General features: G+C 65.3%; 7 protein-coding genes. 3 read left to right on the top strand and 4 right to left on the bottom strand.

Annotated elements, in window-relative coordinates; genetic code table 11:
- Positions 1-4,061: EAL domain-containing protein (locus ABYB95_RS09770; protein ID WP_372658287.1), on the top strand; the 4,061-nt coding region annotated here is incomplete at its 5' end.
- Positions 4,062-4,082: 21 nt separating this feature from the next.
- Here the strand turns inward: ABYB95_RS09770 and ABYB95_RS09765 are convergent.
- Complete coding sequence (locus ABYB95_RS09765; RefSeq protein ID WP_372658286.1) at positions 4,083-5,261, bottom strand: nitrate/nitrite transporter; 1,179 nt, start codon at positions 5,259-5,261, stop codon at positions 4,083-4,085.
- Positions 5,262-5,298: 37 nt separating this feature from the next.
- On the bottom strand, positions 5,299-6,090 hold the full coding sequence (locus tag ABYB95_RS09760) for a helix-turn-helix domain-containing protein (RefSeq protein ID WP_372658285.1): 792 nt from the start codon (positions 6,088-6,090) through the stop codon (positions 5,299-5,301).
- Positions 6,091-6,331: 241 nt separating this feature from the next.
- Between ABYB95_RS09760 and ABYB95_RS09755 the strand changes: the two genes are divergently transcribed.
- Both ABYB95_RS09755 and ABYB95_RS09750 read left to right on the top strand, forming a co-directional pair.
- Positions 6,332-7,153, top strand: coding sequence for a hypothetical protein (locus ABYB95_RS09755; RefSeq protein WP_372658289.1), 822 nt, complete (start codon positions 6,332-6,334; stop codon positions 7,151-7,153).
- 34 nt (positions 7,154-7,187) lie between these two features.
- Positions 7,188-9,134 (top strand): MFS transporter, encoded by a 1,947-nt coding sequence (locus tag ABYB95_RS09750; protein ID WP_372658284.1) that lies wholly within the window; start codon positions 7,188-7,190, stop codon positions 9,132-9,134.
- Between the two features lie 46 nt (positions 9,135-9,180).
- On the opposite strand, the gene ABYB95_RS09745 is transcribed toward ABYB95_RS09750, so the two are convergent.
- Together ABYB95_RS09745 and ABYB95_RS09740 are read right to left on the bottom strand one after the other, a co-directional pair.
- A complete protein-coding gene (locus ABYB95_RS09745; protein WP_372658283.1) occupies positions 9,181-9,603 on the bottom strand; it encodes a GreA/GreB family elongation factor in 423 nt (140 codons plus the stop codon).
- 350 nt (positions 9,604-9,953) lie between these two features.
- Positions 9,954-10,880, bottom strand: a complete 927-nt coding sequence (locus ABYB95_RS09740) for an SDR family NAD(P)-dependent oxidoreductase (RefSeq protein WP_372658288.1) — start codon at positions 10,878-10,880, stop codon at positions 9,954-9,956.
- Between the last annotated feature and the right edge of the window lie 6 nt (positions 10,881-10,886).

The following is a 10,886-nucleotide window of genomic DNA, read 5'->3' as shown; positions in this document are numbered from 1 at the left end:
TCACCCAGGAGCAGAGCAGCCGCCTGCGCGACCTGGCTTTGGCGGTGGAGCACTGGCTGCAAGCCCAACAGACGCGGCTTGCGCTGCGCCAGGTGCAAGCCGATCAACACAGCCTTTTTGAACACATGGCCGATGGCGTCTTGATGCTGGATCGACACCACCGCCTGCTGGATGCCAACCGCGCCGCGCTGTGCATGCTGGGCATGGACAACAAGTCCTCGCTGTCCGGGCACCGGCTGCACGATGTGGTGGTGGCCGCGCAGCACGAACGTCTCGATGCCATCCGAGCCAGTGCAAACCCGGGCAGCGCGCCCCTGTTCGAGTGCGACATTGTGCGTGCCGACGGCAGCCACTTCCCCGCCGAGCTGAGCTTGCGTTCGGTGGACGCGCAGCGTCTGGTGGCGGTGGTGCGCGACATCACACCGCGGCGCGAGCAAGAGCATCAATTGCGGCAACTTTCCATGGTGGTGGAGCAAAGTCCCACCGCCGTGCTGATCACCGGGCTGGACGGGCGCATCGAATACGTCAACGCCGCAGCCATGCATTGCACCGGTTTCCCGCGCGACGAGCTGCAGGGGCGCAACCCGCAGTTCATGCGCACCGGTGCCATGGCCCCGGGTGCCTACCGCGCCATGCGCGCCAGCCTGTTGCGCGGCGAGGTATGGCGGGGTGCCATGCGCTGTCTGCGCAAGAACGGCCAGGCCTATTTGGCAGCGACCGTGGTCACACCGCTGCGTGGCGCCAGCGGCGACCTGGCGCAATACCTGGTGACGCTGGAAGACATCACCGACATCCAGCGCATGAGCGGGGAGTTGGCGCAGCACCGGCACCACCTGGAAACGCTGGTGGAAGAGCGCACCCGGGATCTGGAAATCGCCAAGCAGACGGCGGAAGCGGCCAGCCAGTCCAAGAGCGGCTTCCTGGCCACCATGAGCCATGAAATACGAACCCCGATGAACGGGGTGGTGGGCATTGTGGACGTGTTGCTGCAGTCCAGCCTCACGCCTTACCAGTCCGACCTGGCCGACACGATACGGGACTCGGCGTTCGCTTTGCTGGGCATCATCGACGACATCCTGGACTTCTCCAAGATCGAGGCCGGGCACCTGACGCTGGAGCGCGAGCCGGTGCATTTGCTGCGGCTGATCGAAGGCGTCTGCGAAGGTCTGCAGCCGGTGGCCATGAGCCGCGTGGTGACCATGCGGGTGTATGTGGACCCGGGCCTGCCCGAGGTTGTCGTCAGCGATTCGGTGCGATTGCGCCAGATACTGAACAATCTGGTGGGCAACGCCATCAAATTCTCGTCCGGCCTGGATCGGGTGGGACAGGTCGCGGTTCGCGCAGAGATGGGCGCAGCGGGGCAATGGCAACTGCGTGTCAGCGACAACGGCATTGGCATGTCGCCCGAAGCGCAGTCGCGCATCTTCAAACCCTTTGTGCAGGCCGAGAGCTCCACCACCCGGCGCTACGGCGGCACCGGTTTGGGCTTGTCGATTTGCCACCGCTTGGCGGCCCTGTTTGGCGGCGACGTGACCGTCAGCAGCGAGGTCGACCAAGGCACGACTTTCACCGTCTCTTTGCCGCTGCAGGTCGATGACCCAGCCGCGGCCCCAGCCACCGCAGAGGCGCCGGAGCACGACCTGTCGAACCTGGTGTGTCACGTGGTGTTGCGCGATGCACTGCTCGGGGCCGACTGGGGTCAATACCTGCAGGCAGCGGGCGCCGAAGTGCGCTTCTGGTCCGATCTGTCCCAGTTGTTGGGGGCCTTTGAATCCGACAGCGATGTGGGCGTTGTCATCGCCGATCACGAACACGAATTGCACGGCATTGCGACGCCGGATTTCGCCGTGGTGACGGTGGGTACCGGTCAGATGCGCGCGGCCAAGCTGATGGCACCGGGTCTGGTGTCGCTGGAAGTCAACCCCTTGCGCCGCTCGACCATGTTGCACGCCGTGGCCATGGCCGCGGGCCGTGCGAAAGAACTGCCTGCGGAAGCCCATTCGGAACACGAGCGCGAGGCGGTCTTGCCGTCCAGCGTGGACGATGCCGCCGCCAACGGTCGGCTGGTGCTGGTGGCCGAAGACAACGAAATCAACCAGAAGGTGATCCGGCGCCAGCTGGCCTTGCTGGGTTTTGCCATTGAACTGGCCAACGACGGCCTGGATGCCTTGCAGCGCTGGCGCAACGGGCGCGATAGCCAACGCCACGGCCTGCTGCTGACCGACTTGCAGATGCCCGGCATGGACGGCTACAGCCTGGCGGCGGCGATCCGTGCCGAAGAGACCGGTGACCGGCGCCTGCCCATCGTGGCGCTCACCGCCAACGCCTCGCGCGGCGAGGTGGAGCGCTGCAAATCCGAAGGCATGAACGACTATCTGGTCAAGCCGGTGCAGTTGCACCAACTGGCCGAAGTCTTGTTGCGTTGGTTGCCGCAGACCAACGACTTGAACATGTTGCCCACCTTGGCCAACCCGGTCGCGCAGGCAACTGCGGCCGTGCACGAGGAATTGCCGGTTTTCGACAGCGAAGCCCTGGGCCGGCAGGTGGGTGACGAGCCGGAGTTGCTGGCCGAGTTCCGGCAGCGCTATCTGGTTTCGGCGCAGTCCACGGTGGCAGAAATCCGCAGCGCGGCCGACGCTGGAGAGCTGGAAAAGGTAGGCGATCTGGCGCACCGCCTGAAATCGTCGTCCCGCGTGGTCGGTGCCATGAGCCTGGGTGAATGCTGCCACTCGCTGGAACTGGCCGGGCACGCGGCCGAAGCCGACCAGACCCTGCGTCTGGTAGCACGCATGGAGCTTGAGCTGGACCATGTGTGCACCCAGTTGAAGGCCTTGCTGAACCCGGCCGAAACGCCCGCAGCACCCAGCGCCGAGATGGGGGTCTTGTTGGTCGACGACGCGCCGCAAGACCGTTTGATCATGCAGCGCCAGCTGGAACTGTTGGGCGCGGGCCCGGTGCACTCCAGCACGTCCGGCCAGGCCGCGCTCGAGTGGCTGGACGGGCGCGACAGTGCCGCCATGCTGTTGTTGCTGGACCTGAACATGCCGGGCATGGACGGTGTGGAATTCATGCGCCATCTGGCCAACCGGGGTTACGCCGGGGCGCTCGCGCTGGTGAGTGGCACCGATCTGCGGGTGCTGGAAACCGCCAGCAAGCTGGCCAAGGCCTACCAGCTCAATGTATTGGGGCATTTGCAAAAGCCGGTGACCACCGACAGCCTGCGCCACCTGGTGGAGGGCTGGCACGGCTTCATTCCAGCGCGCAAGCGCATCGGGGCGAAAGTCTATGCGGTGACCGATATCCGGCGCGCCATCGAAGCGGGCGAACTGCGGCTGCACTTCCAGCCCAAGGTGCGCTTGTCCGATGGCGCCTGGGTGGGCGTGGAAGCCTTGGTGCGCTGGCAGCACCCGAGCGACGGATTGCTCATGCCCGACAGCTTTGTGCCGGTGGCCGAGACGCACGGCCTGATCGATGCGCTCACCCGCGACGTGCTCAAACAAGCGCTGCAAGCGGCCCGCCACTGGCGCGAATCGGGCCTGGCTTTGCGCGTCTCGGTCAACGTGTCGATGGAGAACCTGGCGGGTCTGGACTTCCCCGAATTCGTGCTGGCGCAGGCGCAGCAACACGGCGTGCCGGCGACCGATCTGGTGCTGGAAGTTACCGAGTCGCGCCTGGCCAACGATGCCCGCGCAACGGTGGACATCCTGACCCGTCTGCGTTTGAAAGAGTTCGGTCTGTCCATCGACGACTTCGGCACCGGGCACTGCTCGCTGGCCCAGTTGCGCGATATCCCGTTTGACGAACTCAAGATCGACCGCAGCTTTGTGCACGGCAGTGGCAACAACAGCACGCAGCAGGCGATTTTCACTGCGAGCCTGGAAATGGCGCACGACCTGGGCATGTCGGTGGTGGCCGAAGGCGTGGAGGACCGCGCCGATTGGGACTTTGTGCGTGCCTCCGGATGCGACGTGGCGCAGGGCCACTTCGTGGCCCGCCCAATGCCGCTGGAGGCCTTGACCGAATGGTCCAACCGCTGGCAGTGGCGCGTGAAAAACCTCTGAGCGGCACTGCCCTGCAGAGGCTCAGGCGGCGCTGCGCTCCTCGCGCACCAGAGGAACCAGAGCCCACAAGCCCAATGCTGGGCCCAGCGCCCACCAGGGCAGCAACTGGCCCAGCGGCCAGTGTTCGGCCAGCGAGGCAAACAGCAAGATGCTCACGATCGAGATCGCAAACCCGATGCTGTTGGTGAGCGTGAGCACGCTGCCCACCGCCTGAGGCGGTGCATTGCGGGCCGTGAGCGTTGAAAACTGGGGCGAATCGCCCGACACCGTGATGCCCCACAGCAGCAGCCACAGTGCGAACAGCGGCCCCGGCGCGTCCATGAACCAAGGCGCGGCCAGGCAGCACAGGCCGCTGGTGGCGAGCTGGGCGCCGGCCACGCGTGCGCTGCCCAAGCGCTGCGCAACCCAGCCGCCACCGGCACAGCCCAACACGCCCGCGCCCAGCACCCAGAACGCGGCCCAGGACAGCGCCGTGCCTTGCAGGCGCGTGGCCAGTATCAACGGCACCATCACCCACATGGTGTAGAGCTCCCACATGTGGCCAAAGTAGCCCAGCACCGAACTGCGCACCCGCGCATCGGTCCACAGCGTGGCCAGTGCCCGCCATTGCAGCGTGGTCACCCGGGCTTGCGCATGCGGTGGGTCGGTGGTGCCAAAGAACAGCAGCAAGCCGCCTGCAGCCGCGAGCGCGGCCACACCCAGCATCAGGCTAGGCCAGGGCAGGTTGCCGCTGAGGGCGCGCAGGGCGTGCGCGCTGGCCGAACCCAGCACCAGCGCGCCGATCAGATAGCCCAGCGCCGCGCCCAATCCGCGCGTGTACCACTGCGCGGCGATTTTCATGCCCACCGGGTAAATGCCGGCCAGGAAAAAGCCGGTGGCCAGACGCCAGCCCAGCAAGGCGTTGAAATCGCGCACCGTCCACCACGCGCCCACGGTGCAGGCTGCGCCCGCCAGCGCGCAGACCAGAAACACCTGGCGCGCGGCGAAGCGGTCGGTCACGGCCAGCAGGGCAAATACCAGCGTACCGGCGATAAAGCCGAGCTGCAGCGCCGATGTGAGCGTGCCCACGGCGCTGGTTGGCCAACCGAGTTCGCGCTGCAGGTCGGGCATGACCGCGTTCACCGCGAACCACAAGGAGGTGCCGGCGAATTGCGCGAGCACCAGAATCGGCAAGACGTGACGGGGAATGGCGGTGTTCATGGTGGCGAGGTGTGGTGTTGGGGCGTTGCCACCGGAGTCATGGGTTTGCCGGGCGTTCCAGCCCTGGTGTGCGCGCGCTTTTGTGCGGCACGAGCGGGGTGCGGCGCAACTGGGAAAAGACCTCGAATTCCCAGCCGCGCATGGCCAGCACCAGGGTGTAGCCACCCCGGTCTTTTTCGGCCAGGCGCTGGTCGGCCTGGTGCTGCTGTGCAAAGTCTTGCGCCACGCGTTGCAGCCGCTCCATGAACAGGGGCGCCAGGGCGCGGCTGATCGAGCCGTGCACCAGCAGCACGCCTTCGCCCGCGTGGTCGAACCCGCCCGAAAAATAGTCCAGCAGCGCGTTTTCTCTGAAGTAATTCATGATCGGGCCGTGTGGCCGCCAGCTGAAGGTCTTGGCCAGCTTCAACCGGTAGCGGTTGAGCGGGCGCAGTTCGATGATGCCAATGCGGTCCAGTTGCACAAAGTACTTCACACACTCGGCTTCGCTCAGCCGGTAGTTGGTGGTGATTTGCTCCAGCGTCCATTGGCTGAGCACGCAGATCGCGGTCAGCAGCAGCTTCTTGTCCGCCACCACGGCGCGTTCCTGCTCCTGTGTCATCTGGCGCAGCAGGGGCTGGGCGTCGGCCACCCGCCGCGCCAGCTCGGCGAAGTCCAGCTTCAAGGCGCGACAGATCGCGTCGATGCGTGAAAGCGACATATCGCCCTTGGCCAGCATGCGCTTGACGCTCGATTCGGCCATGCCCAGGGACAAGGCCAGGTCTGCATAGGTCATGCGAGCGGTTTTCAGCTCCTGCTTCAGGACGGTAACCAGGTCCAGTGTGGTGCTCATGGTGGCGGTCTCCCGATTCTGGTATCAGAAAACGATACCTTTGGTGAACTCTGTTGCGACTGTATAGGAATTCGAGCGTGAAATACCGCACGCGGCCAGACACTGCGCTCCTCACAGACAAACAGGGAGTCCGGTCATGCAACACAGCAGCATCCACAAGGCGGATCAACATCCTCGCCCCCATCCGCGACCTCGATCCAGGTCCCGACCGTGCCCCGGTCAGGTGCTGCCCTTGCAACCCATGCCTTTGCCCTTGCCCCGGGTGGTGCGGCGCTATTGCCACCTGGGGCTGGCTTTGCTCGTGTTCTGGATGCTGGCCATTCTGGCGGGTCCGGTGCTGCTGGCGCACAAGCTCGTGGTGCTGCCCGCATCCGCCCACGGTTTTGTGGATGTGCGCGCTTGGGCGGGCATTCCGCACGCCATGGATGTGCTGAGCAACCTGCCGATTTTGCTGATGGGGCTGGTGGGCCTGGCGGCGGTGAAGGGGCTTCGTTCGGTTTCGGTGTCACCCGAAACGCGGCAGGCGCTGGTGGTTTTTTTCGTCGGTCTGGTGCTCACCAGCCTGGGTTCGGCCTGGTACCACTGGGCACCCGATGCCAACGGTCTGGTCTGGGACCGTTTGGGCATGGCGGTGGCGTTTTCGGGCGTGCTGTCGCTGGCCGTGGCCGAGCGGGTGGGGCGGCAGGCGGCTGCGCTCACTCTGCGCCTGGTGCTGGTGGTGGCGGCGATGTCGGCGGTGTTGCCGTTTGCCCAGGGCAATGTGCTGCCCTGGGGCGTGGTGCAGTTCGGTGGCATGGCGCTCATGGTCTGGGTGGCATGGCAAAAACCGTGCAAGACGGCCATGGGCATCCGCTTGGGCTTGGTGGTGTTGGTGTATGCCTTGGCCAAGCTGCTGGAACTGGGCGATGCCGCGGTGTTCCAGGCCAGCGGTGAGCTGGTGTCGGGCCACAGCCTCAAGCACCTGGTGGCCAGTCTGGCGGCTTGGCCGGTGGCGCAAGCCATGCGGCAGAATGCGCGAACAGCGGGCGCCAACACCGCCCTTGTTTTTGCCAGAGCGGATTGAAATCCGCCGACCGCCACCCCGCACGAGGAGACCCATGAGCCAGCCCCAGCCTGCGACCGCCCCGATCTCGGAACCTGAACCAGAAGGTGGCCAATTTTCCTTGCTCGGCCAACGCCGCTTTGCGCCGTTCTTCTGGACCCAGTTCCTGGGTGCCGCCAACGACAACCTCTTTAAATTCGCCTTCACGGTGCTGGTCACCTACCAGCTGCAGGTGGCCTGGTTGCCGCCCAGCCTGGCCGGGCTGGTGATCGGGGCGCTGTTCATTCTGCCGTTCCTGCTGTTCTCGGCCACCAGTGGTCAGTTGGCCGACAAGCTGGACCACCGCAGCATGATGGTCTGGCTCAAGCGGGCCGAAGTGGGCATCATGGCGCTGGCGGCCTGGGCCTTTTTTGTGCAAAGCATCCCGGTGCTGCTGGCCTGCATCTTCCTCATGGGCATGCAGTCGGCGGTGTTTGGTCCGGTGAAGTTTGCTTACCTGCCGCAGCACCTGGGTGAGCGCGAGCTGGTGGGGGGCAACGGCGTGGTCGAAATGGGCACCTTCGTGGCCATCTTGCTGGGCAACGTGGCGGGCGGTCTCATCATCGCGATTCCCGAAATCGGGGCCCACCATGTCGGCTTCACCTGCGTGGGATTGGCGGTATTGGGGCGCTACATGGCGCACCACATTCCCTCGTCACCGGCGCAAGATCCGGGGCTGCTCATCAACTGGAACCCCGTCACGGAAACCTGGCGCAACCTGAAGCTGGCGGCCCAGGCCCCGGTGGTGTTCCGGTCGGTGCTGGGCATCAGCTGGATGTGGTTTTTCGGTGCCGTGTTTCTCAGCCTGTTCCCGGCGCTGGCCAAAGACGTGCTGCATGGCGACGAACAAGTGGCTTCCATGTTGCTGGTGGTGTTCTCCATCGGCATCGGTACCGGATCGCTCTTGTGCGAAGTGCTGAGCCGCCGACACGTGGAGATTGGCCTGGTGCCGGTGGGCGCCATCGGCATGACGGTGTTTTCCATCGACCTGTACTTCGCCAGCCGGGGCTTGCCACCGGCCAATGGCCTGGGCCTGCAAGCCTTTCTGGCCCAGCCCGCACACTGGCGCGTGCTGGCCGATCTCGCGCTGCTCAGCCTGTTCGCCGGCCTCTACAGTGTGCCCATGTACGCGCTGATCCAGATGCGCAGCCAGCCCACGCACCGCGCCCGCATCATCGCGGCCAACAACATCCTGAACGCCTTGTTCATGATCGCCAGCGCCGTCATCGCCGGTGGTCTGCTGCAGCTGGGCTTCAGCATTCCGCAGATGTTTCTGCTGGTGGGCCTGGCCAATGCCGTGGTCGCGTTCTACATTTTCATGCTGGTGCCCGAATACGTGTTGCGCTTCGTGGCCTATGTGGCTTCGCGCTTTGTGTACCGCTTCAAGGTCGCGGGCGATGCGCACATCCCCACCGAAGGCGCGGCCGTGCTGGTGTGCAACCACGTGAGTTTTGTGGACGCCGTGCTGCTCATGGCCGCCAGTCCCCGGCCGATCCGCTTCCTCATGGACCACCGCATCTTCAAAGTGCCGCTGCTGGGCTGGTTGTTCCGCATGGCCAAGGCGATTCCGATCGCGCCGCAAAAAGAAGACCCCGCCGCCTACGAAGCCGCGTTCGCCGCCGCCGCCGCCGTGTTGCGCGACGGCGAGTTGCTGGCCATCTTCCCCGAGGGCGGCATCACCCGCGACGGTGCGTTGCAGCCCTTCAAAGGCGGCGTGGTGAAGGTGCTGGACCGCGCACAGGCCGATGGCTTGCAGGTGCCCGTCATCCCCATGGCCTTGACCAACCTCTGGGGTTCGTACTTCAGCCGGGTCGAGGTGAGCAACGGCGAACAAACCGCCATGGTGCGACCCTTCCGCCGGGGCTTGTTCAACCGCGTGGGGCTGCACGTGGGCGAACCGGTGGTGGCCAGCACGGTCACTCCCCACGGTCTGCACCAACGCGTGGCGGCCTTGATGGCGTGACCCGCTAACACCCATCCAGTGGATGGGCGCTGTGGCAGCAGGTGCTTCAGCTGAGGTAATCGCCCGAGGCTTCGGGCTGGAACAGCAGTTCGCGCACGCGGGCGCTCATGGGCTGGCCGGTCGGGCTTTGCCAATGCGCCGTCTGCCCCTTGGGCAAACCAAGCAGGGCCAGGCCCATGGGCGACAGTACCGATATGAAACCGTTGGCCGGCTCCGCGTCGGACGGATAACACAGCACCAGTTTGCTGGGTGTGGTGTTGCCCGGCAGCTCGGCCAGGATCTGCGAGTACATGGTGACGATATCGGCGCGCACTTCCCGCGAGGGCACGATGCGGGCATCGGTCAGCAGGTCCTGCAGCGGTTCCAGCACCGGGTCGGGCACGGGCGTTTGGCTGTGCGGGTGCGCCAGCTTGCTCAGGCGGGTGTGGTCGAGTTCGGTGAGCACGCGCTCAACGGGAGATGGGTTCATGGGATTCCAATGCAATGCGGTGGAGCCTGCAAAGGCCCGCACACAGGTTCAGCGCGGAGCGGGTGCCCGGAGACCTGATTTGCGCAAAGTGGAAAAGGGGGTCGCCGGGCTCAGTGCTCTGCCGCCAGATCTGGACAGGCATGTCCAGTCGTGGTGGCGTGTTGCCCAGCCGTGCCGAACACGCCCGCGCGGCCCACACGCACCCGGCGTGCCGGGGCGGTGTGTTTGGGGGCGCGGAGCTTCAGGCACATGGTGACCATCATAGCGGTGGGGGGTGATTTGGACAACACGCCCAGTGCCAAGCCACTGCATGCCAGCAGGTCCGGGGCGGCACGCCTTCGCTGTCCGCCTCAAGCCGTTTCTTGCGCCGCCGCGAGAAACGGCGCCACAAGCGCGTGGCTGGTGGTTATCAAATCTTGTGCCACCCATGCCTCGGTGGCCGGTGCTGCCGGCTCTTCCTGCGCTCCTGTGTGCCTGAAGTACGCGCCGTTGTACGACGCGCGTAGTTGTCCGGTGAGCAATTGCACCAGAATGGCCGAGGATTTCGCCGGTGTGCTGGTCCCTGGAAGCAGGGGCGCCAGACGCGGCAACACGTTGCGCCATACCCATTGAGCCGCTGCCCCATGCTCGCGGCTCAGGCCGGTGCCGGGCATCAAGCCGGGATCGAAGGAGAAAAATTGGGCCTTGCCCGGATAGCGTTCGGCGAATGCGCGGGCGCAAACAATGTTGCACAGCTTGGACGTGGCGTACGCGTCCTTGCAGGCTTGCGCAGCCGACGTGCCGTGTTCGCACTCCCCCAATGCCAGTTGGGTCGCGCTGCTGTAGCGAGCGCCCCTGAACCCTCCCATGCGTGCAGCGGTTTCGTTCGGATCGTGTGTGCCGCTGGAAGTCCATCCGACGAACGCGCCGGGCTTGAGGTGTTCGAGCAAACCTTGGGCCAAGAAGAAAGACGCTAGGTGGTTCACTGCAAAGCTGCTCTCGATGCCGTCTTGTGTGAACCCCAGTTGGCCGCTGGACTGCACCCCGGCATTCAGCAGCAGGCCGTCGAGTTTCGTTTCCGTGTCCGCGTTGAAGGTGTTCAAAAATGCAGCCACGCTGCGCAGCGAAGACAGGTCGATGATCGGTGTGGACACGCGGACGGTATCGGTCGCATGCAAAGCCTGCACAAGCGCCGCGCCTCGACTGGCGTTGCGTACCGGCAAGACGAGTTGGTGCCCGCCTTGTCGGGCCAAGCGCAGGGCTACCTGCAGGCCCAGGCCAGAGGTGGCGCCGGTGATGAGATA

The sequence above is a fragment of the Hydrogenophaga sp. genome (assembly GCF_041633695.1).
Classification (GTDB): Bacteria; Pseudomonadota; Gammaproteobacteria; order Burkholderiales; family Burkholderiaceae_C; genus Hydrogenophaga.
The sequence above is the reverse complement of the archived record's forward strand: the minus strand, read 5'-3'. Positions and strand labels throughout refer to the sequence as shown.

What these genes read in the sequence shown, in the direction of transcription:
- ABYB95_RS09765 (WP_372658286.1), bottom strand. Translation starts at nt 5,261, where the DNA reads ATGAACACCGCCATTCCCCGTCACGTCTTGCCGATTCTGGTGCTCGCG.
- ABYB95_RS09760 (WP_372658285.1), bottom strand. Translation starts at nt 6,090, where the DNA reads ATGAGCACCACACTGGACCTGGTTACCGTCCTGAAGCAGGAGCTGAAA.
- ABYB95_RS09755 (WP_372658289.1), top strand. Translation starts at nt 6,332, where the DNA reads ATGCCTTTGCCCTTGCCCCGGGTGGTGCGGCGCTATTGCCACCTGGGG.
- ABYB95_RS09750 (WP_372658284.1), top strand. Translation starts at nt 7,188, where the DNA reads ATGAGCCAGCCCCAGCCTGCGACCGCCCCGATCTCGGAACCTGAACCA.
- ABYB95_RS09745 (WP_372658283.1), bottom strand. Translation starts at nt 9,603, where the DNA reads ATGAACCCATCTCCCGTTGAGCGCGTGCTCACCGAACTCGACCACACC.